A 22,881-nucleotide genomic window follows, 5' to 3' on the forward strand; every position below is an offset into this window, starting at 1 on the left:
GATAGCCTCCTAAAATTAACATTACATCTATTTTAGGAGGCTATACGTCTCCTTCTGACCATCCTTTTCACCTCATTAATTTCTTTTTAAACTATATTTTATAATAACACAACGCTTACACTTAATCCTTCTAAGTCCAATAACCTTATTCAATTAACTGGCTCAACGGTTGAATAAATGTTGTTATGAACCCTTACATATATAGCAATCTCTATAAAATGTATCATCTAAGCACCTATAATTCTATTGAACTGGTTCAATAATTTGTGAACAAACACTGATTTTTTACGTATTCCAACAGTCCGTAATTTCGTTTTTTTAGATTTACCAAAATAAAATTAGGTAGGGATTGATTTTTTGGTATCCGGATTATCGTGTGGAATAAAAATTAATATAGATGTATGTTAAAATTTAAAGTAAGACAGGAGGTTTTAGAATATGAACTGGGGTTTAATTGCGTCCTTGATTTTAAACGTGGTATTTTTAACCATAGTCTTTGGACAATTTAAGAAAATCAATATTTTAACTTAATTCAGGGAGAAGTCGCCTATCCTCTATAGGTGGGTGATGAAGACCGACAGATAAGGAATAATTCCTTTTTATTTTGTTCTATGTTATGGTCAGTTTATATAAGAGATGAGTTGATATAACAATGGAATTAGATACAAATAACCATTCAGTATCTTTTCTTTATTACCAACTTGTTTTAGTAACGAAATATCGTAGGTGAGTGATTGATAATGAAATATCTGATTATGCTAAATCCACTTTTGAGCGAATTTCAGAGTCTTATCATATCACCTTAGTTGAGTGGAATCATGATGAAGACCATGTTCAAAGCTCAGCCGAAAACAGAACTTACAAAATATTTATCAATACGTATAAAAGCGCTAGTTCTCGTTTGATAAAGCGTAATTTTCCCAGAGTAAAGCAGTCCCTTTGGAAAGAAATTTTTAGGTCTAAAAACTTCTGCCTTTTGACAACTGGCGGTGCACCAATTGATGTCATCAAAAAGTATATTCAGAATCAAGGAAACAACCACAAATAGAAAGTAGGTGAACTTTATGGAACGACTAAAAGCTTATAAATTCAGAATATACCCAACAAAGGAACAAGGAGTTTTCTTTGCTAAGTCTTTTGGTTGTGTTCGTAAGGTTTATAACTTAATGCTTGTTGACCGAATGAAAGCTTACGAAGAAACTAAAAATGACGCTTCTAAAAAAATGAATTTTCCAACACCTGCAAGATACAAAAAAGAGTTCCCATTTTTGAAAGAAGTGGATAGTCTTGCTTTAGCGAATGCTCAACTCCATTTAGATGCGGCATATAAAAATTTTTTCGGGATAAATCTGTTGGATTCCCTAGATTCAAGAGTAAAAAGAACCCCGTTCAAAGCTACACAACAAATAACCAAAACGGCACCATATCACTGATTGAAAATAAATTTCTTAAGTTACCTAAGCTAAAATTACCTATCCGAATAAAGCTTCATAGACAACCGAAAGGGATTATCAAATCAGCAACAATATCTCGCCATTCAAGTGGTAAATATTATGTTTCTTTGTTGTGTAAAGAAGAAATTACGGAATTACCTAAAGTCAATTCGGCTATTGGGATTGACCTTGGAATTACAGATTTTGCGATTCTTTCTGATGGGCAAAAGATTGATAACAATAAATTCACTTCCAAAATGAAAAAGAAACTCAAACGTGAACAGCGTAAGTTATCAAGACGTGCGTTGATTGCTAAAAAGAATGGCATCTCGCTTTTTGAAGCTAAAAATTATCAAAAACAGAGACGCAAAGTTGCACGATTGCACGAAAAAGTAAAGAACCAACGTACTGATTTTCTGAATAAGTTAAGTACAGAAATTATCAAAAATCACGATACTATCTGTATTGAAGACTTAAACACAAAAGGTATGTTGCGTAATCGTAAACTAGCGAAAAGTATTTCCGATGTCTCTTGGTCTAGCTTTGTGACGAAATTACAGTACAAGGCTAACTGGTACGGACGTGAAATTATCAAAGTAGACAAATGGTTTCCGTCTAGTCAAATCTGTTCAGAATGTGGACATAAGGACGGTAAGAAACCACTCCATATCCGAGATTGGACATGTCCTAATTGTCATACATGCCATGATAGAGACATCAATGCTAGTAAAAACATTCTGATAGAAGGTATACGAATACAAGTATTAGCTTAGATACAATCAAGAACCGTAGGAACTCCGGGGATAGCTTGATAAATAAGAGAAACCGCTGATTTTGGTGTATGCCATCAACAATCAAGTATGCTCTTTTCTCAAGAAGCTCCCACCTCAAGCGTTAAGAACCGTTAGGTTTAGCTAAGTGGTGAGTAGTTCACTAATCGGGCCAGAATTATGGAGTAATGTATGTGGACTTTTAGTAGGATTTGAATAGGGGAGTATGTAGCCGATGAGCAATATGACTAATGAACAAATACCAAAGGAAGCATGGAACGCATTAAGAATTGCAAAGAATGTACTCGGAAGCAAATTAATCGGTGTTTACCTTTATGGCTCGTCAGTAAACGGTGGCTTGCGTATCAATAGTGATGTCGATGTTCTTGCTGTCGTAAATCAGCGATTATCTAAAACTACTCGAAAAAAACTGACAGAACGGTTAATGACGATTTCAGGAAAAATAGGAAATGAAGAGGGGATGCGCTACCTTGAATTCATCGTTATTAATGAAAAAGATAACGTACCCCGACAATATCCACCGAGGAATGAATTAGTCTATGGTGAATGGCTTAGATCCGAGTTTGAAAAGGGTCAAATTCCGAAGCCAACGTTTGATCCTGACCTAGCTATAGTTTTAGCACAGGCGCGGGAGTATAGCATTTCACTATTTGGACCTGAGCTGTCAACGATACTTGATCCCATTCCGATAACAGATATTCAAAAGGCAATAAAGGAGACTTTACCAGAGTTAATTGATGGTATGAAAGGTGACGAACGTAATGTGCTATTAACTCTTGCTCGCATGTGGCACACTATGTCTGAAAGTATAATTTCTCCAAAAGACGTAGCTGCACAATGGGCAATCCCTAGATTACCAAAGCAGCAGGCGAAAGTGATCGATATCGCTAGAAAAGCTTACCTTGGAGAGTATAATGATAATTGGGATGGAATGGAAGCTGAAGTCATGCCGTTAGTCAATCATATAAGGGAAAAAATAGAGTCTCATTTCAATAGCTGAGCAATTTCTTGCAAAATTAAGGTCTTTAGCAATTGGATGCGATTGTTTTAAGATAAACCCAATAAACAAGATTATCATTTCTTATATGAAGTGAACAAAAGAATTAAATACATATCATCCAAACGAAAGAAGCAAAGTCCTCTTTTTATGAAAACTTTTTTGTTGTCATTTCTTCTTGAATAATGTATGGTAATACTTGTGCTTTTAAAGTGCGTAGTAAAACAGTTAGGAAAGAAGGGATTTTTTGAAGAAAGGACTTGCCATTCTTCTTGGTATTATATTAGTAGCCGGTTGTTCAAGTAACGATACTGATGAACTTGAACCGCAGGAACAGGAAGAATCTAATGAAATCGTTGACTCTGACGAAAACCTTGAAGATGAGGTCGACGGTGTTACTGAAGATGAAGAAAACGATGAAAACTCCGACGGTGCTACTGAAGATATAGAAAACCAAGAGGACAATTCTGACGATCGGGATACAAGCGATACAGTAGCAAATAATGGTGATTTGGAAACATATCCAGAGTTTGACATAATAGCAGAGCATATTGACTTAGATAAGTATCAAGGCGTTGTTGAAACGGATAACAAAGGAAACCGTATTATTTTATTTGAAGATGAAAATGGGCATTCAGAATACAAAAGTATTTTCATCAAACATGATAACCGTTTAAAGATTGTTGAATTTAATAATGATGGTTTACTATACAACGAGATTATAAAATAATCATCTCTTTAAAGACAGTAGAGGTTAATGAATTTACAATTATCCTTGAAGATTGATAACCATATTAGTTTAAAAAGATTGCCTTAGATGGCAGTCTTTTTTTATGCGCGCCCAGCAAGTTGGTGAGAGACCAATCGGAGTAAGTAGAAAGTGAACGATTTCGTGATTTTATCTTTCTATTGGAAAAATTATTATAAACCTAACATATTTCTGGCATAGATTATGATACACTAAAACAAATAAAGCAATTCTGGAGAGCATGAATTTTTTAAAATGATACTGCATCTTCGTTCTGAATAAGATTTCATTAAAGAAAATGAAGAACATCTACAAAATGGGGGAAAGTTCTTATCACAAATTGAAACCGTTTAGATTTGAAAAAACTATGGTGCAAGGGGGAGAGACTGGTGGAATTTATTTTTATAGCTGCTCGGTGGTCTCATATTATCGGGGGATTCTTGGCTTTATTCGTGTTTTGGATTCCAATCGCTACGAGAAAAGGTAGTAAGATTCATCGACGCAGTGGCTGGGTATATGTGGTTGCTATGAGCATTGTATCCGTTTCAGCGTTATATATGGGAATTTATCGTCTTGCGTGGGATTCATCATTTAATGCAGAGGAAGTTCCATTTTCTTGGTTTCTTATTTTCATTGCTATTTTAAGTGGTGGGGCGGTGTGGTATGGCTTACGAGTCCTTCGTTATAAAACACGCAGAATCGCACATAGAAAAGTGATTGATCCATTGCTGCCGGCGCTATTACTTGTCTCTGGTATTGCGATTAGCATATATGGCTGGAAAATTGATTTTCCATTATTAAAGTTTTTCCCTATTGTAGGTGTGTTTTTGGGAGGAGCTCAACTACAATACTGGTTGTCAGCTCCGACTAGAAGATCGCATTGGATAGTAGAACATATTATAGGTATGCTATCATGCTGTATCGCTACCGTTACTGCATTTACTGTATTTGGTGCGCCGAGACTCCTTCAGATTGAATCCGTAAGTCTGGTTGTGTGGGTGATCCCTATCCTTGTTTTTGTTCCGCTTATTATTGGATTCACTACCTACTATACAAATAAAATAGACGGAAAACGTTCTGCATCTTAATCATCTGAAAATAATATTCCCTAATAATTAATGTATTGAAGCTAGTTATTCTTCTATAAAAATCGATCGGTACAATTTTTCAAGACTCTATTTAACAATAAGGGATAAATTGTCATCATTTTATGGCTCACGGGTTTAATGAAGTTATTTAGTTTGCTATTATTGTCATTGCTACTTCTTCAATGGAAGAAGCCAATAATAAGCAGCATACTCTTTTATGTGACTAAAATAATGGGGATTATCTTGTTCTTTTATGGCTTCCTTAATTTCACCACTATCACATTAAGTCTGTTTCATATATTGGATTTTGATTTAGAATTATATGCAGTATTGTGGAGACTACTTTTTGGGAACCGTTTTGGATGGTTGGTGGTATTTTTTACTTTTTTTCTATTAAAAAAATAAAGTAATCGGAAAATAATGTGATAATGTAGAAAAGAGATGAAAAGGTTAGACAATAAAAGGGCATCACTTATACAGCTGACTTAATACAAATGCCCTTTTTTCCACAATCGCCTCCGATTATTGAACAATTCTCAACTAAAATCCTAAAGAAAAAAGGAATTGCCATTACAAGAAGTGAGCCTACAACACACATAGATATAACTTTAATTAAATCCCTTTTTATGGAGTAATTATTTTTCCCCTGAAGACATAACAATAGATTTTTTGTCCATTTTGACCACTGTTTGATGCTACCCACTTTGACTTCCTGCGTATAAAGCTTTAAAATTTCACGATACTTAATTATTCAACTTTCGCACTGATAAGCTTCATAAAATTGCTCTACATCACTGTACCGAGAAGACTTTAAATAGTAAAGTTGACTAGCTCAATATAATAAACGGACAGTTTCAGTAGCGAATTCAAGCAAGGTAAGTGAGTGTTTTCAGAAGTTGTTAAGATTTTTCAGCCCAAGTGAACTAGGATCTTGTTCAAACGGGAATGAGAGTCCTCTATTTACCCGAACGGACTGGAGTCAGCTTCATTCGATCGATTAGAGCCTCACTATTCACTCGAATGAACTGGAGTCAGCTTCATTCGATCGATTAGAACCTTTCTATTCACTCGAACAGACTGGAATCTGCTTCATCCGATCGATTAGAGCCCCGCTATTCACTCGAATGATCTGGAATCACCTTCAAACGAGTCATTAACTCTCTAATCACTCAATTGAAGTCTTGGGATCGTGTCCATAACTATAATGAATTGCTGGTTTCACTAATTATAACAGAGGGTAGTTTACTGTTTCAGCTGCGAAAGTTGAATTAATTACAAAAAATCCTCTTCGCATCGGACCAAAAAGATCCACACCCGGGTCAATCGGACGGATGTAATCATAAAATCTTTTAGGTCATATTCATTGCAATAAGTGACGAACAATAATAGTCTATAATTTGTGTGTTTATTCTAGATCAGGAACAGGAGTTAAAAAAGCTTTGGGATCAAAAACGGAATTAAGTAAAAAAATTGAAGTTTTAAAAATAAAAATGATTAGGATCAGTGAAGAAAAGGGTATGAATAATCCGTTAACCATTCAGATTAGTCAAGAATTGGATAAGTTGATTAACGAATATATGAGATTGACACAAAAGAAACATAAAAGACTCATGTAATATTATTGGCTATTCTGGATTCATGTAACTGATTTTTTTAGGCATATATATATCATTCAATACTTTTACTTAATTATTTGTAAACGTTGTCAAGGCAAGCTTCATCCTGTTTCTGAAAACGTGTTAAGGTAATTAAATGTCAAAGTTATCGGGGAATTTGTATTCAAGGCTATAACTCTTACATTATCTGCAATCAAAAGAAACTCATGATTTAAACTGAAAAAGATGAGGTCGTTGTCGACACCGGATTATCCCACACTGTTATTTCACCAGGTATCCTAAAACAAATTGGAGTAAAATATGAAAGCGGTGACATAATTTATGATGAAATTGGTGGTAACGTTGTATTTCAAACAAAAAATATAAAAAAATTACAGATAGGTTCATTCACTGTAAAAGACGTTCAAGTATGATGTAGGAATGTTGCCTGCAGGGCATAGTGCATTGCTCGGATTAGATATTTTAAAAGAGTATAAGTTCGTTATTGATTTAGATAAATTAGAACTGCATTCATCAAAACGTCAAAAAGAGGATTAGCTTATCAAGTAGTACTAACCCTCTTTTTCGTGTAAGTTGGAGATCAAAGGGAAACGTTAGGTTCGATTTTCCGCAAAAGGGCATGTCTTAAGGAGATTTACATATGCAGCCGATAACACCCTCTATGCTGGAGTTTATAACCGTCAAAAACCAACGTGATATAATTCCGATACAAAGCAATTATTAGAGTTTGTTATTTTCCTAAGAACAAGTGACAAGAGGGGAAGTGAAACGTATGAATTGGTATCAAGCATTTTCAGGACAAAAACTACACAGAGGGATAGACTACTATCACAGTGGGTTTGTAAAGAATATAGATATTCGTGAAGACTTTATAGAAGCGTCTGTATATGGAAGTCGTGTATACGATGTGAAAATAAAGTTGAAAGATGGAGAGATTACGAACATGAAATGTGATTGTCCATATGCTTTTGATGGAAATCACTGCAAACATATGGCGACTGTATTATTTTGTGCAGATGATACAGAACCGATTAACGAGGAACAAGCGAAGAAGGATGAGAAAAGTCTTGCCAATCTGGTGAAAGAAGCAGATGAGGCAGTAGTCCGTGACTTTTTAACAAGTATTCTATCAAGTGACGAAAAGCTTTTAAATCGTTTCAAGAGTATTTTAAAGTGTGAACTCTCCTCAGAAGATATGAAGCGATATAAAAAACAGATAAACAAGATTTTTAATAAACATGCAGGATTACACGGGTTTATTGATTATTATAATGCGGGTCAGTTTGCCACTGAATTGGAAGAATTTCTTGACGAAGAAATAACCGGGATGGTGGAGAATGAACTATACCAAGAAGCATTTGAATTAACGAATGACATATTTATCAAACTAGGTAACCTGGATATCGATGATTCAGATGGTGAAATTGGCATGCTTGCCGATGCGTGTATGGGAATTTGGCAAGACATATTGGCTCATAGTGGTGAGCTGTTAAAGAAAAAGATGTTCCAATGGTTTATGGAGCATTTAAACGGATCTGTTATTGATTATATGGAAGAATATCTAGAGGAGACGCTGTTTGAAAATTTTAATGAAGAAGCATTTCTTGCAGAGAAGCTTGCATTTACTGATGAACAGGTGCGTAAATTTAAACAAGAAGAAGATTCCTGGTCAATAGGATATGCTGCTGGAAAATGGGCGATCAGACATATAGCTATTATGGAAGAACAAAATGCAGCAGACTCCGCAATTGATGCATATTGTGAAAGGCATCAAGAATTTAGTCCAGTTAGGAAATACCTCATTGAACGTCATATGAATAGAAAAGCGTACGATAAAGCAATTTACCTGCTTGAAGAGGGGAAAAAAGTCGATAGAGATTCACCCGGACTTGTAAGAAATTATAGTTTGGAGTTAAAAAATATCTATAAGCAGACGGGAAACAATCAGGGTTATGAAAGAGAGTTATGGTCTTTAATGCTGGAATATCAAAGGGGCGATATGGATATTTTCAATGAAACCGTGTTTTTGGTTCGAGGAAAGTACGTTAATCACGATTAGCATCTTGTTATTTTCGTTTGGCATATTATTGTTCATTTTCACTTGGATTCGCTTTATGATTTTATTAAGAAATGGAGAATACCGACCAGGCTTTAAATAGTTTTAATCCCTCGAATAAGCAAAACTTAGAGTTCGTTCGTGCAATTAAGTGGTTTTTATCTCTCGAATGAGCAAGATTTTAGTTTGTTCGTGCAATAAGAGGTGCTTTAATCATTCGAATAAACTAGATTGGAATTCGTTCATGCAATAAGCCTTTAACGCTCCTTTTGAGAAAATGGATTTTTCCGAGCTTACAAGATTAATTCAAGTTGTATCCAGTTAAACAGCATTTCCATATTAAATGATTAAAGCATAGATAAAGCAAACTGCCAACTTAGTGAAAAAGGGCAGATACATATCTGGCGCTGCCCCTCGATTCTATTTCCTTTTGCCGCATTATATTCTACATAAAATCGAAAAAATACCGAATCACATGGAAAAATATTGGAGCTGTATAAGTAAGACTATCAATACGGCTCAAATAACGACCTTTTAATTTCTCCCATTTCTCCTGATCATCTATCAGCAAATCTCTTTTTAATACAGAAAACGTTAAACTTCCAATAAAGCCTGCAACACTAATGAGTACACCTGAAAAAATACCAAATATAGGTGTCAGCGGAGTCAAGTATGGAAAAATCAAATAAGAGATACAAGTAGTTATGATTAAGCCTGCGATGAACCCTTCCCATGAGATATAGGCATTTGCAGTGGGAACAATTTTTCGTTTGCCGATATACATAGTAGCTAGGTATTGGATGACATCATTAAGCTGTGTCAAAGTAATCAGATACAACACTAAATTACCGCCGTATACTGGAGTTGCAATTGGAAAGTAAGCAATATGACTTAAACCGAATACCATTAACATAAGTCCCCATTGGGTAAAGCTGACAGACTTCAGAAAACCGACCGTACCTTTGCCAATAATTCTCGGAAGTGGCAAAAATAAGAAGACATATATAGGGATGAATACAATAAACATGCCATACCAACCGATATAAATCCAATAAAAATGCAGTGGAATCATTAGATAGGACCATAAGAATATTCGTCTGTCAGATTTTCTCGTTTTTATCATCGAGAAGTATTCTTTCAAGGTAACTGCTGATAGAATCATAACTGCAATCAATGAAACAGTTGTGTTGAATAATGTAGCAAAACAAAAGATAACAAACATTCCCCACCATGTGTTAACACGGTATTGAATAACAGAGAAATCTTTTTCAGGCTGCAACTTTTTCACGATAAAAAAACTAATTGTTGCTAATGCAATAATGGAAAAAACAATTAATAGCAGCCAGACTGTATTCTGCACGGTAATATCACCTCAATAGCTCGTAAAATATCATTTATTCATTGTACTGCAAATACGTTATAATATAAAGGTGAAGTGAGATTTTGTTCATTATGTTGTTGATGTCAAAATAACTTATTTGATTTAGAATTTAGGTGAATGATTTGGAAGAAAAACAATATGTTTACATCATGTTATCTGATACAGGAACCTTATTTACAACGATGATAAAAGCTTATACAAAAGCTCCCTATAATCATGTATCGCTTGCTTTTGACGAGGAGTTAAAAGCGATGTACAGTTTTGGTCGCAGAAATCCAAAAAACCCATTAAATGGCGGTTTTGTGAAAGAGGACATTCATACTGGCACGTACAGCAGATATCCAGAAACTACTTGTGTCATATATCGATTAGAGGTGTCTGAACGTGAGAAGGAAAAAATGAAGCGGATATTGGACGTGTTTATCAAAAATCATAACAAGTTTCATTATAATATTCTTGGTGTCATAGGGGTTTCTCTAAAGGAACCAATTGAATTCAGTAATTCCTACTTTTGTTCGCAGTTTGTAGCAGATATTCTGGATCGTTCTGGGATCCACCTTTGGAATAAACTTTCAACGATGGTCACCCCAGAAGATTTTAGGAAAAGTGACCGTTTAGAATTATTGTATGAAGGGAAATTAGCAAACTATCTTGAGCCAAACTATGGGAAATGTTAGTCATACGCACCGTTGTAGTTCCCGGTGGAGATTATTTTGTATGTTATTGTAAAAAAACAGTAAGAGTTTAAGTTTTTAAAAGGCTGGCAGATTCTTTTGCCAGCTTTTGGTATCGTCTGTAAATGATTTTTCCGTATAACAGGTATCCGCAAATCGATTAAAGCATCCAATAACCATGCATTTGTCTGTTAAAGATAATCTTCTTGGTATTATATTAGTAGCAGGTTGTTCAAGTAACAACACGGATGAACTTGAACAACAGGATCAAGATGTATCTATCGTTGACCCTGAAGAAAACGTTGAAGATGATTCTGATGCTGAATATACAAATGATACAGTAATGAATAATGGTGATTTGGAAGAGTTTCCAGAGTTTGATACGAAAGCAGAGTATATTGATTTAGATGCTTATCAAGGCGTTGTTGAAACGGATAACAAAGGAAACCGTATCATTTTATTTGAAGATGAAAAAGGGCATTCAGAATATAAAAGTATTTTCATCAAACATGACAACCGTTTAAAGATTGTTCAATTTAAAGGCGATGGTTTACTATACAACGGACGGGATTATAAAATAATCACCTCTGCAAAGAAAGTAGAGGGCAATGAATTAGGAAACCACCACTTGTTCTATAAAAGAAGAATAAGTGGTGGTTTTCTGTTATTCTGACTTACCTTTTTGTAAAACGACGAGTTGATCTCCTTCATCAAGCATTATTTCGCTTCTAAGCGTAATTAGCTGAATGGTATTCTTCTTTCTGATTAACAGCGGAATAGCGTCCTCAGGAAGCAAATCTAAATCTATTTTATCTTGGTGGTTCATTGGCAATGCTTGTATTTTATATCCCGTATTGATTTTCTTATTTAGTTCAGTGAATACAGCATCTTCACGAAATAAAAGGTTAGCCTTCCCTGCAAAAGGAATTTTTTTCGAATCCTGCTGCTTATAGCTCTCGCTGGTAAGCGTAAAGGTGTGATTATGTCCGAATTTTGGTGCATAGGTTTGGCTGACTAGCACATTAAATGCAGCATCTCCAGTTAAGCAAAGGATGGTTTCATATGGTGTCAGGTCTACCTCGTATTCGCTGTGCTCTGCAAGAATTTGACCGTGGTAAACAGGAATTTTCTTTTTCACGGCAGGTTGAAGCAATGTGGCCGAAGAATCACTAATTAACACAGGTATATTTATCTTCTGTAAATAATCCGCGAGTGCAATTGAAAAACTATTGGCCCCAACTAAAAGAATACCGGGTGCAGCGTCGTTAGCGAGCCCAAGAGCCTTAGCAATTGGTCTGAGGGAAAAACCATGTGCGCAAACCGTAATAAATACAAGTGCAAAGGTTAGGGCTGTAAGCATTGCAGCACCTTCATAACCATCATTCAAGAGAATGGTCGCAAAATATCCGGAAACAGATAGTGCGACAATTCCTCGTGGCGCTATCCAGCCAATCAGGACTTTTTCAGCATTGGAAAGCTCTGTGCCGGCAGTGGAAAGCCAGATGGATAAAGGGCGTACGACAAATAACATCACAAGAACGAACCCGATAATTGGCCATGTAAACATTTCAGCAATTGTTTCACGTGTTAAAGAAGCGGTAAGTAAAATAAAAATGGTTGACGTTAATAAAACAGAAATATTTTCCACAAAATGGCTCACGTCTTGCCCAATCGATGATATATAATGTTTCGTACGACCTATCGTTAATCCCATTACCGTTACAGCGAGCATTCCTGTTTCATGCATCACAACTTCCGCCAAGGTGAAACAGAGCAGTACAAAGGAAATGATGATAGGGGACTTTAAATATTCCGGGAATAATCCTTTGTAAATCATAAAACTAACAATCATTCCGATTACATAACCGAGAATAATAGCAATAACTGCACTCAAAAGGAAATTCAATATATAATTTGCGTGCAGGCTATCAGTCGTTAATACTTTGATGATTTCATAAGCAAATAGTGCAAGTAGCGGACCAAAGGGATCTACAATAATACCTTCCCATTTAAGTACCGCTGCCGTACGCGGTTTTAACTTTGCGTTTCTTAGCAAAGGAAGAATAACAGTTGGCCCTGTTACGATAAATAGACCACCGATTATGAATGAAATTTCAAGACTCAAGCCGGCTATAAAATGTGCAGCAATTGCTCCGCCGATCCAGGCGATGAATGCACCTATTGTGACAATCCGAAAGACGGATTTGGATACGCCTTTGATTTCCCGAATATCAAGACTTGAGCTGCCTTCAAATAAAATGATCGCGACCGAAAGCGAGATCAATGGACTGTACAGGCTTCCCAAAGCTTCTTGTGGATTAAACAGGCCAAATACAGGTCCCAGCAATAAACCGGCAATTGACATGATGACAATGGATGGCCATTGAATCCTCCAAGCTAGCCATTGTGAGGAAATACCAACGACAATGATAACTGTGATACTAATTAAAACAATATTTCCCATATATCATTCTCCGATTCTTTAGATTTAGGTTAAGACATAAAGCATATAAATTTCGCACGCTTCTATATCCAGTGCAAAATTTTAAATTTGAGAGGTTCAAAATAAATTAGCACATCATAACTATGTTGCTCAATTAAGATGCAAGATATAAGTATCAATTAATTGCTTCCTTTTACTTCAAGCTTTGACGAGTAATTCAAAAAGTAGTTGGGACGGGGATACCTTTTCCTTACTATTTGATTTTGTCTTCTCTCCACTAGTATAGGTTTATCCACCTATCTAAAACAGATAGGGATAAGATATAAAACTCTTACAAGTTGTTCTCCAATTACCTTCACCATTTAGATAAAAATTCAACTGCTTTTCTTTTAAGTTCATTCGAATACCCTTTCCATGTCTTTGCTTATCATTGTTCCTCTTCCCAGTTCAAGAAAAAAGTATGTTTCAAAATCAACATATTGCTCAAATATCAGAAACAATTGATGATGAATTATTTTTGCCATTCATTTCTTCACTTTCCATAAACGACTCAGGTGAAGCTGAATCGATTCTATTGACAAGGCACTCCCACATGTTAACATATACAATATGCCAATCATCCTACAACTTTTAAAAGGAGAATACTATGATTCATAAAACGAACCGCATGTATTTAGTTGAACAGGTTGCTTCACAAATAGAGCAATTAATTGAGTCTGGACATTGGACAGTTGGGGAAAAGATTCCACCTGAGATGGAACTGATGAATTTGTTTGATGTTAGTCGTAATACACTTAGGGAAGCAATCCGTGCCCTCGTTCATGCTGGGTTACTTGAAACGAAACAAGGTAGTGGGACGATTGTTCGCTCTGCCAATCCTCTTGGTGCAACGTTGAAACGCTACATAAAAAGATCTGCTTTACTCGAAACACTTGATGTGCGCTTGGCATTAGAAAAACAAGCGGCACAATTGGCTGCTGAACATAGAAACGCAACCGATTTATCAACACTTGAAGCATGTATTCAATCTAGTCGGGAGGCAGCTGAAAATGGTGACTATGAACAATTTATTGCCTCAGACATTCGCTTTCATCAGACGATTGTACAGGCCTCAGCTAATCAGTTACTGATTGATTTATACGAACCGATGGTGGAAGTTGTATATTCTTTTGTTCAGGATTTAATGGCGATGGACGCTCCTTTTAAGTATGAAGAAGAACTTCATCTTGAGTTATTTAGGGCTATCCGTGACCAGGATAAGGTGGAAGCAGCGTCATATATGGAAGATTATATGAAAATACTGAGAGAGAATATAATGAAATTGATGGAGGATTAACTAAATGAATAATGATGGAATATCATCTACCTTAAACAATAGTACAAAAAATAGTTGGTTGTTACTAATTGGCGTGATTTTAGTTGGCGCCAATTTAAGGGTTCCTTTAACTTCTGTTGGAGCGCTTATTTCCTTTATACGAGATGACCTTGCTATAAGTAATGCCCTCGCTGGGTTTATTACGACATTACCGTTACTTGCATTTGCACTTATATCTCCATTTGCTCCGAAAATAGCAAATCGTATCGGTATGGAATGGACAATTATGTTATCACTCGTCGTACTCATAATTGGTATTGTAATTCGATCACTTTCAGGAATCGGATTTTTATTTACTGGTACACTTTTCATAGGGCTAGCTATTGCAATTGGAAATGTGCTCATTCCGGGAATTGTGAAGATGAATTTTCCGCTTAAAATAGGTCTGATGACTGGTATATATGCTATATTCATGAACATTTTCGGCGCACTCGGTTCCGGTCTTAGTGTTCCCATTGCTTCAATCGGTAACTTAGGATGGCAAGGTGCGCTTGGGGTATGGGGAGTCTTGACAATAGTATCCTTGTTAATTTGGCTACCGCAGCTCAGCAAGCGACGGAATCAGAAAACGAATATAAAAACAGAGAAGAAAGAAAAAAGCAATCTATGGCGTTCTCCGCTCGCATGGAAGATTACAATATTTATGGGTGGGCAATCGTTAACTTTCTATACATTAATCACATGGTTGCCGGATATATTGCATTCAAACGGTTATAATTTAAACAGTGCCGGATGGATGGTATTTCTTATGCAGTTTGCTCTTATCCCTTTTACTTTTATTATTCCTGTTATTGCAGAGAAAATGAAGAATCAAGTTGGTTTAAGTGTGGCAACAGCTTTACTATTTATGATTGGTTTTGCAGGGTTACTGCAAGGAAGCCCTGCACTTGTTCCAGTATGGGTCATTCTTCTCGGAATTGCTGGCGGAAGTGCTTTTAGTTTGTCAATGATGTTTTTTACACTAAGAACAAAAGATGGAAAAGAAGCAGCAGAATTATCAGGGATGGCGCAGTCTTTCGGTTATCTTTTAGCGGCAGTTGGCCCTGTATTAGTTGGTGCGTTGCAAGATATAACTGGCGGATGGACAATCCCCCTTTTCTTACTTATTCTCCTATCTGTTGTTTTACTAATTGTTGGCATCGCATCAGGGAGAGAAGGACAAGTTACAGACGGGATAGAACTATACCCAGCTAAAGCAGTTGTAAAGCAATAAAGAAATGGTGCTCGCTCCTATGTTTGGAGTCATCAGATATGCCGGACAAAGAGAGCTTGTAAGGATCCCCCACTGAATGAAGTATCACTTTATTAATGAAAAATGATATTGTTCCTTTAATAAAAGAAAATATAGAGGGATTCTTAAGAAGGTAAAAAACACTTTCCTAAGAATCCCTTCAATTAATGCTGGACACTTTTATTTCTAAAAAAGAAACATAATATACATACTCCTTCATACTATATCCTGGAGGTGAAGAAATGGCGAGAGTAGCTTACCGGGAAGCGGACGTTGATTTAATGGCAAGGATGATGAGAGCAGAAGCTGAAGGTGAAGGTGTTCAAGGAATGCTATATGTCGGAAACGTAATTGTTAACCGTGCTGTAGCAGATTGTTTAGATTTTAGTGATTTGAGAACGATTGAAGATGTCATATTTCAAGTACAAGGGGGAAATTTCTCTTTTGAAGCGGTTCAAAAAGGCAATGTATTTTATCAAAGGGCGAGGGAAAAAGAAAAAAGATTAGCAAGACGGAATTTGGAATCATGGAGGGATCATCCCGCGCAATTTGCTCTGTGGTACTTTAATCCATTTGGTCCGTGTCCACCAACATGGTACGGTCAGCCTTTTACTGGTCAATTCAAACTGCATTGTTTTTATGAACCAGAGGCTGGAACATGTGATAGTGTTTATATGGGTTAGGAGTTTGCGGGCTTTGATTGAAGTTTGTTGCTGTTTAGTACCAACACACAATTTTTAAGAAAAAGGTACTGGTAGCCAATAATATTCATTCACTATAACCATGTGGAAAAATTCAACTTGAAACTAAGCATACCAAAACGCAGCCAACTTTGTTTTGATGTACTTTTATTCCATGAAATAACGAGGGGAACTTTCGGTTGAGGGAGTTCCCTATTTTAATGGAAATTTCCATAGCGGCACTCCAAGGTGAGCTAAGGGGATAGCGCTGTTTTCCTCTTCATTTTAGCAAGAGGAAAAATCATCTGTAATAGTATGAAAGCAAGGAGGCTATAACGTGTGTGCAAGTAAAAATAGAATTTCTTCGCATTGTCTCTGGATTGGAATTAGCGCTGATGAAGATTAAATTAAATTTTGCTTCTCGACTCCTGAATAAAGCAGTATAATCGTCTCAACAAAGAAGCAAATGTTAAGGAGATGAAACATGATTTCATATGTATTCATGGGATTGTTGACTGTTATCGGTTTAAGTGCAGCTCTTTTGTTACGAAAGTATCATGAAATTACAAAAAGAATCGGCATGGTATCCTGGGTATCATTAAGTGCATATTTCTTTATGGAATACATTGTTATCCGAGCTGCTGAAGCACCGTATAATTTGTTGAGACAGCCGATGAGTGATCTAGGTGTCACTTCTTGTGGAACAGGGACATATGAACTTGCAACTTATGAAATTTGTTCCCCTTATCATTCGTTAATGAATTGGACTTTTACGCTTACCGGAATTGTTACATTTGCCGGTGCTATTTTCTTGCAGCAATGTTGGCCAAATAAACGAGGTATAAGAGCAGCAACAGTCTTACTCGTCATATTCGGGCTTAGTTATGCGATCTCAGGTATTTTTCCCGCCGACTTAAATTTTCTGATTCATACATTTGCTTCATTACCGGGAATGTTTGTTCAAATACCTGCTTTGATTTTAATCGGGGTTGCAATCAAAACGGTTATGCCGACATTATCAAAATGGACCTTCTTCTGTGTGTTTCTGTCAACCGTCAGTCTTATCCTGATATTCTTTCAGCCCCTATTTAATGATCTACCGGGCGGGCTGTTGCAAAGATTTCTCTATGGTTCCGTCTGGTTATGGATGACTGTAACTGGAATAGTACTTTGGAAAAAGGAATAAATTAAAAATCCGGATTAAGTGTTAAAGCTAGGCATATCAGCACTCTCTTGTAAATGAATTAACTTTCTGCCGCAAAAAAGTCCTCCAGCTGCCACCCTGAAGGATAACCTGGCTAAAATTATCCCTGTTATTTTATCCTTTCGCACCTGTGTAATTAGAAATTAGAACCTCCATCTATTCGTAAAAATGTTCAATATTTGTTACGATCATATAGGAAGTATTTGTGATATTTTCAGTTATATGGTTCGCTACGGATGCTTGTGAGTGGCTTTATGTTTAGATGGCTTGAAAAGTTAAAAAAGGTAGAAGGATAGTGGTAACTTTGGTGAGGCAGAGGGATCTTTTTATGGCTTTTTTTCGGGCAGGCATGCTCGGATATGGTGGTGGATTGTCGGCCATTCCACTGATGCAAAGGGAAGTGGTTACGAAATTTGAATGGATGACAGATGAAGAATTTGCAGATGTATTAGCACTTGCCAATACATTGCCAGGCCCCATTAATACGAAAATTGCCGGGTATATCGGCTGGAAGATCGATCGGTGGCGCGGAATGTTGAATGCACTCCTTGCGACAATTTTACCGACATTAGTTTTAATGATCTTATTGTTAATGGTTTTAAATACTTATAAGGACCGTCCATGGGTACAAGGAATGGCCAAAGGTGTTATTCCTGTTGCCGGTGTGATGATTGGTGTGTTGGCCTGGGATTTTCTCAGGCTTTCCAAGAAACTGATGGGGTGGTTGCCGACTGTGATGCTAACGATTATCAGTTTAGTCGTCATGCAAATGCTCGGTATTCATCCGGCCATTTTAATATTGATTCTCATTATTTCCGCATTGCTTTCCAGAGAAAAAAAAGAAAGGCGAGTTGATGGGAATTGATATACTGGGAAATTTTTAAAGCAAACTTTATCGCGAATATATTAGGATATGGTGGGGGTCCAGCGACCATACCATTATTGGAACATGAAGTGGTTCATAAATATGAATGGTTTACGGTGAGCGAATTTAGTGAAATGGTGGCATTAGGGAATGGTTTACCAGGTCCTATTGCGACTAAGCTTTCAGGCTACATCGGATTTGAAATGGGTGGTGTGTTAGGATCTTTTATTGGTGTCTTTGCAGCTGTCGCACCCTCGATGATTTTAATGATTGCATTGCTTGGTTTGTTGTTAAAATTTAAAGACTCCCCGAAAGTAAAGCGGTTGACACAATATATTCGCCCGACAATTGCTGTTTTGTTAGGTGTAATGACCTTTAACTTTTTCATGAATGCTTATGAGACATCGGGGATCTATCATACTGTTATTATTGCTGTCTTAAGTTTTTTTGCGCTTGAGCGATTTAGGATTAGTCCTGTGTTAGTTGTTTTAGGAGCACTTATTTATGGAGCAGTGTTAATTGGGTAATAATTTATAAGAGAAGTTGTTAGAATTTCTGGCAAAAGACGTGAGATTAACATTTTCTCTCTCGTCTTTTACTTTTTTCTGTTTCAATTAAATTCGTAAAGATATGCGAAGTTTGTTACGATTGAATAGGAAGTATTCAGAGCTAAGTTTTAAAAATCCTAGGGACAACGAAAACTAATTTTAGCTAAGAAACCATTGATATATAGAACTGGCGAAAGAAGGGTAAGGATGAAAATCAAGAAATTTTTATTGCTTTTTGTATTACTTGTTTTCCTGGCAGCTTGCGGAGACAAGATAGAAACAAATATGTCTGAACCGATGGTTGATTTTGAATTTATAACACAAGATGAGGAAGTATTAAACTTGAACGATCTTCAAGATGAGTGGTGGGTAGCAAATTTCATGTATACGAATTGTCGAATAGTTTGTCCAAGAACAACAGCTAACATGGCGGCCGTCCAACAGAAATTGAAAGAGGATGGCCTGAGCCCACAATTTGTCTCGTTTAGTGTTGATCCAGCACACGATACCCCGGAGGTATTGAAAGAATATGCCGAAGGGTATGATGCAGATTTAGAAACGTGGAGCTTTTTAACAGGCTATGATTTTGAAACGATTCAAGAAATATCAGAGAATACGTTTAAAACTGTGTTGGAAGAAGGAGTAGTGGGACAAAGGGCACATGGAATTTACTTTTACTTGATTGATCCTGACGGGAACATTGTAAAAAAATATGATGGCATGAGCGATGCGGAACTTGATCTACTTGTTAACGATTTAAAGACGGTATTATAGAAGGGAACGTCAATTGATCTTAAACTGTGAAAAACACCTTCGAATGGAGTATACCATTTCGAAGGTGTTTTTTAATGCAAGTACTTAAGATTGTTTATCAGACACTTCTCCCGGTTCTTCTACATTATCCGTAGCTTCGTCTTTCTTTTCGTCCCCACTAACTAATTCATTAGCCGAATTTTTAAACTCCGAGAGTGTTTCTCCGGCCGCCTTGCCGATTTCAGGTAGTTTTTTTGGACCGAAAATAATCAAAGCTAGAAGTACAATAAGAATTAAACCTGGAATTCCAATATTAGCTATCCCCATAGCAATTCACCTACTTTTCGTCTATGCCATTTTGTGTGTGTTTGTTTTCTTTTCAGCGAGTAATCCTCCGTTTTTGAGGTATTTCTCTACACCTTCAGCGGCACGATAAGCTAAAGCTCCGATTGTTCCGGTCGGGTGATAATCGGAAAAGTGCGGAAATGCAGATCCACCTGTGACAAATAGGTTTTCCATATCCCACATTTGCAAGTAATTATTAACAGCAGATGTTTCTGGATCGGCACCCATTGCTACTCCGCCAGCATAATGTCCACCGCTGTAGATATGGTCGAACTCTTCCGGAACTTCATCTTCATCGATGATATCTGCGCCCATTTCTTCCATGATCTTTCTAGTTACTTCGATACCGTACTTCGCAATATTAATATCTTGATCTGTTAATTTATTTGTAACACGTAGTAACGGATCACCAAATGCATCTTTATAGGTCGGATCTAAGTCTGTATAATTGTGCCACCATGGCATAACTCCTGGTACAAACCAAACATGCAGCATACTGTTTGCATATTTGATAGAGTTGTCCTTGAATTCTGCACCCCAGCTAGGAGTATCACTTGGTACGGCTAGACTTTGGATTGGACCCAATCCATACTGTCTAATTTCCGGGTGTCCACCATGTATGAAGTTTTTACCCTCAGGGTCAATATGCTCTACTGTAAAGTCTCTTAATGTTGCGCCAAGAGCCCCTGCTCCACCATACATATTGAATTTCTTGTCATTGAAAAAGCCCCGAACACCGAGGAAAGTATTATTAAATTGGCCGACAAAGTTTCTTCCAATTACACCTTCTCGTTTTTTTGGATTATAAGGCTTGCCGATTTCGGAAAGTAGTAGTAAGCGTGTATTTGTAAAGGTAAATCCACCTAAAACAACTACATCCGCGGGCTGTTCGTATTCAAGTCCTGTTTTCATATCTACATACATGATCCCAGTAGCCTTTTTACCATTATGTAGCACACGACGGGCATAGGAATGAGGACGAAGCTCGTAGTTACCTGTTTTTTGTGCTGTTGGAATAACGGTAACAACAGGATCCGATTTTGCCCCGAAATCACACCCGAAGTGAGAGCAGTAGGAACAAAATTGGCACTGGCTCAGTTTTTCCCCATCTGGGTTTTCATAAGCTTCACTCATGTTACCTGCAGGAATCATATATGGATGGTACCCGAGATTCTCTGCTGCCTCTTTAAATAAATTGATTGCCGGTGAACTTTTAAGTGGCGGGTTTGGATAAGGGTTCGAACGGGGTGGTCCGAGTGGATCCTCTTCTCCTGATGTTCCTGCTGTTTTTTCAAACCGGTCATAGTACTTTTCAAATTCATCATAAGTGATGCCCCAGTCTTGCAAAGTCATTCCTTCTGGTATTTTGTCTTTACCGAATTTCTCAACGGTTTTCGTATACACTTCAAAGTCAAATGGATTATTACGGAACGTACAGCCTGCCCAGTGCGCACTACCTCCACCTACATCGTTACCAACCATCATTTCAGCTTGTGTTCGGACTGGCTGGGCTTCTTCATCCATTTCACTACGAGAAGTAATGGTTTCTTTTGATAAATCTTGCATCATATCATAACGCTGTGTAAATCTGAGTTCATCTTTACTTCCAAGATAATCGTTGACTGTTTTTTCTTTTCCTCGTTCTAGTCCAACGACTTTATAGCCAGCTTTGGCAAGCTCGGCGGATACAATACCACCTGACCAACCTGTACCAACTACAACTACGTCTACTTTATCCAGTTTTATTGCCATGAAATCTTCCTCCTGTTGTGTTTAAACTTATGATTGTTGGTAATCGTTCAATCCCATTGGTTCCATTTTGACAAATTCTTCTTCCTCGATAATATCGATGAAGCCTGGACGTGGACCTGGATAATCTACCATTCTCCAGCCATCCATGTTTTTATTTCCGCCATAGAGAGGATCCGCAAATACACCTTCGATTGTCATTTTTCGGAGTAAACTAAAGAAATGTTGTGAACCTACACCAGTCAGTTCAACCTCTCCATTATCAAATAGTTGTAATATCTCGTCTTGTTGCTCGCCATCAAGGTTACTGAATTTATCATCGAACTTATCTTCACTTACTACATCCAATTTTCTTAGGCCTTCGATAATGATTTGACCTCTGTTTAGAGGTGTTTCATAACGCATCACTTCATCATCATCAGTATCACCATTGACCTTAAATGGATTTTGCATATACTCTTTCGCGTTCGTTCCCCATGAGCCTGCTAATTGCTTGTCAATGAAATATGGTACGCCTAACGCGACCGCACCTGGGCCATTGTCATCTTCCGGGTAGATACGCTCTACTGCTGCTCGCAGAATTACAAAGTCCTCAAAGCGATCAAAAAACATGCGCGCTTCTTGGAAATCGCTTGCTGATTCTGTTGTAGTTTGCGGTGTTTCTGACTCCTCCTTTAGAAACGGATTCGTTAGTATTCCCCCAAGGATAGATCCACCTACAACACCACCAGTAAATATCCCAGCATTTTTCATGAATATCCGGCGGTTCATTGTTTTTTTATTATTAGAGTTTTCATTAGCCAAGATAGTCCCTCCTTAAAATTAGATATATGTACTAAAAAAAGCAGTACAGTTGAATATTATACGCTTTTCTAACTTTAATGTCTACAATCTAAATGAAACT

The 22,881-nt window shown here is 37.0% G+C and carries 20 protein-coding genes and 2 pseudogenes; 17 read left to right on the forward strand and 5 right to left on the reverse strand.

The genetic code is table 11. The annotated features are described in order from the left end of the window. Window positions 1-652 precede the first annotated feature (652 nt). The 8 genes and pseudogenes from tnpA to WKU33_RS10820 all read left to right on the forward strand — a co-directional run bounded on the left by tnpA (window position 653) and on the right by WKU33_RS10820 (window position 8,732). Window positions 653-1,048 (forward strand): annotated as a pseudogene (gene tnpA / locus WKU33_RS10785) (IS200/IS605 family transposase). Between the two features lie 16 nt (window positions 1,049-1,064). Further along, a pseudogene (gene tnpB, locus WKU33_RS10790) lies at window positions 1,065-2,206 on the forward strand (IS200/IS605 family element RNA-guided endonuclease TnpB). Between the two features lie 232 nt (window positions 2,207-2,438). Then, window positions 2,439-3,224 carry an aminoglycoside nucleotidyltransferase ANT(9) gene (gene ant(9) / locus WKU33_RS10795; protein ID WP_336253523.1) on the forward strand — a complete coding sequence of 262 codons (786 nt, stop codon included), beginning with the start codon at window positions 2,439-2,441 and terminating at the stop codon, window positions 3,222-3,224. Window positions 3,225-3,468: 244 nt separating this feature from the next. After that, window positions 3,469-3,951 carry a hypothetical protein gene (locus tag WKU33_RS10800; protein ID WP_336253524.1) on the forward strand — a complete coding sequence of 161 codons (483 nt, stop codon included), beginning with the start codon at window positions 3,469-3,471 and terminating at the stop codon, window positions 3,949-3,951. A 407-nt stretch (window positions 3,952-4,358) separates the two neighbouring features. Then, complete coding sequence (locus tag WKU33_RS10805; RefSeq protein ID WP_340454491.1) at window positions 4,359-5,057, forward strand: DUF2306 domain-containing protein; 699 nt, start codon at window positions 4,359-4,361, stop codon at window positions 5,055-5,057. Window positions 5,058-6,496: 1,439 nt separating this feature from the next. After that, window positions 6,497-6,673, forward strand: a complete 177-nt coding sequence (locus WKU33_RS10810; RefSeq protein WP_340454493.1) for an aspartyl-phosphate phosphatase Spo0E family protein — start codon at window positions 6,497-6,499, stop codon at window positions 6,671-6,673. 287 nt (window positions 6,674-6,960) lie between these two features. Continuing rightward, window positions 6,961-7,086, forward strand: a complete 126-nt coding sequence (locus WKU33_RS10815; RefSeq protein WP_340454574.1) for a hypothetical protein — start codon at window positions 6,961-6,963, stop codon at window positions 7,084-7,086. A gap of 359 nt (window positions 7,087-7,445) precedes the next feature. Next, the gene (locus tag WKU33_RS10820; RefSeq protein ID WP_340454495.1) at window positions 7,446-8,732 is read left to right on the forward strand and encodes an SWIM zinc finger family protein; all 1,287 of its coding nucleotides are present in this window, start codon (window positions 7,446-7,448) and stop codon (window positions 8,730-8,732) included. Window positions 8,733-9,174: 442 nt separating this feature from the next. On the opposite strand, the gene WKU33_RS10825 is transcribed toward WKU33_RS10820, so the two are convergent. Next, window positions 9,175-10,071: a phosphatidate cytidylyltransferase gene (locus tag WKU33_RS10825; protein WP_445321698.1), complete on the reverse strand. Its 897-nt coding sequence runs from the start codon at window positions 10,069-10,071 to the stop codon at window positions 9,175-9,177. A gap of 188 nt (window positions 10,072-10,259) precedes the next feature. Here WKU33_RS10825 and WKU33_RS10830 point away from each other — a divergent pair, with 188 nt between their 5' ends. After that, on the forward strand, window positions 10,260-10,787 hold the full coding sequence (locus tag WKU33_RS10830) for a hypothetical protein (RefSeq protein ID WP_445321697.1): 528 nt from the start codon (window positions 10,260-10,262) through the stop codon (window positions 10,785-10,787). Window positions 10,788-10,962: 175 nt separating this feature from the next. Next, window positions 10,963-11,457 carry a hypothetical protein gene (locus WKU33_RS10835; RefSeq protein ID WP_340454501.1) on the forward strand — a complete coding sequence of 165 codons (495 nt, stop codon included), beginning with the start codon at window positions 10,963-10,965 and terminating at the stop codon, window positions 11,455-11,457. Here WKU33_RS10835 and WKU33_RS10840 read toward each other — a convergent pair. Next, window positions 11,449-13,248 (reverse strand): cation:proton antiporter, encoded by a 1,800-nt coding sequence (locus WKU33_RS10840; RefSeq protein WP_340454502.1) that lies wholly within the window; start codon window positions 13,246-13,248, stop codon window positions 11,449-11,451. The two genes, WKU33_RS10835 and WKU33_RS10840, sit on opposite strands and share 9 nt — an antisense overlap. A gap of 625 nt (window positions 13,249-13,873) precedes the next feature. On the opposite strand from WKU33_RS10840, the gene WKU33_RS10845 reads away from it, so the two are divergent. The 7 genes from WKU33_RS10845 (at window position 13,874) to WKU33_RS10875 (ending at window position 19,904) form a co-directional block, all read left to right on the forward strand. After that, a complete protein-coding gene (locus WKU33_RS10845; protein ID WP_340454504.1) occupies window positions 13,874-14,563 on the forward strand; it encodes a FadR/GntR family transcriptional regulator in 690 nt (229 codons plus the stop codon). A gap of 4 nt (window positions 14,564-14,567) precedes the next feature. Next, a complete protein-coding gene (locus WKU33_RS10850; protein WP_156857360.1) occupies window positions 14,568-15,815 on the forward strand; it encodes a CynX/NimT family MFS transporter in 1,248 nt (415 codons plus the stop codon). Between the two features lie 260 nt (window positions 15,816-16,075). Further along, window positions 16,076-16,516, forward strand: coding sequence for a cell wall hydrolase (locus tag WKU33_RS10855; RefSeq protein ID WP_188858436.1), 441 nt, complete (start codon window positions 16,076-16,078; stop codon window positions 16,514-16,516). Window positions 16,517-16,997: 481 nt separating this feature from the next. After that, window positions 16,998-17,699 carry a DUF998 domain-containing protein gene (locus WKU33_RS10860; RefSeq protein WP_188858434.1) on the forward strand — a complete coding sequence of 234 codons (702 nt, stop codon included), beginning with the start codon at window positions 16,998-17,000 and terminating at the stop codon, window positions 17,697-17,699. 346 nt (window positions 17,700-18,045) lie between these two features. Beyond that, window positions 18,046-18,582 (forward strand): chromate transporter, encoded by a 537-nt coding sequence (locus WKU33_RS10865; RefSeq protein WP_340454507.1) that lies wholly within the window; start codon window positions 18,046-18,048, stop codon window positions 18,580-18,582. Next, on the forward strand, window positions 18,579-19,109 hold the full coding sequence (locus tag WKU33_RS10870) for a chromate transporter (RefSeq protein ID WP_156857356.1): 531 nt from the start codon (window positions 18,579-18,581) through the stop codon (window positions 19,107-19,109). Before WKU33_RS10865 ends, WKU33_RS10870 begins: the two co-directional genes overlap by 4 nt. 228 nt (window positions 19,110-19,337) lie before the next feature. Further along, window positions 19,338-19,904: an SCO family protein gene (locus WKU33_RS10875; RefSeq protein WP_340454510.1), complete on the forward strand. Its 567-nt coding sequence runs from the start codon at window positions 19,338-19,340 to the stop codon at window positions 19,902-19,904. An 84-nt stretch (window positions 19,905-19,988) separates the two neighbouring features. Here WKU33_RS10875 and tatA read toward each other — a convergent pair whose 3' ends face one another. From tatA to WKU33_RS10890, 3 genes are read right to left on the reverse strand one after another with little or no spacing between them, the layout of a single operon-like run. Further along, a complete protein-coding gene (gene tatA / locus WKU33_RS10880; RefSeq protein ID WP_156857355.1) occupies window positions 19,989-20,210 on the reverse strand; it encodes a twin-arginine translocase TatA/TatE family subunit in 222 nt (73 codons plus the stop codon). 21 nt (window positions 20,211-20,231) lie between these two features. Further along, on the reverse strand, window positions 20,232-21,980 hold the full coding sequence (locus WKU33_RS10885; RefSeq protein ID WP_340454513.1) for a GMC family oxidoreductase: 1,749 nt from the start codon (window positions 21,978-21,980) through the stop codon (window positions 20,232-20,234). A 27-nt stretch (window positions 21,981-22,007) separates the two neighbouring features. Continuing rightward, window positions 22,008-22,781: a gluconate 2-dehydrogenase subunit 3 family protein gene (locus WKU33_RS10890; protein ID WP_232334452.1), complete on the reverse strand. Its 774-nt coding sequence runs from the start codon at window positions 22,779-22,781 to the stop codon at window positions 22,008-22,010. Between the last annotated feature and the right edge of the window lie 100 nt (window positions 22,782-22,881).

Source organism: Oceanobacillus sp. HCA-5259 (genome assembly GCF_037892815.1).
GTDB classification, from domain to species: Bacteria; Bacillota; Bacilli; order Bacillales; family Amphibacillaceae; genus Oceanobacillus; species Oceanobacillus indicireducens.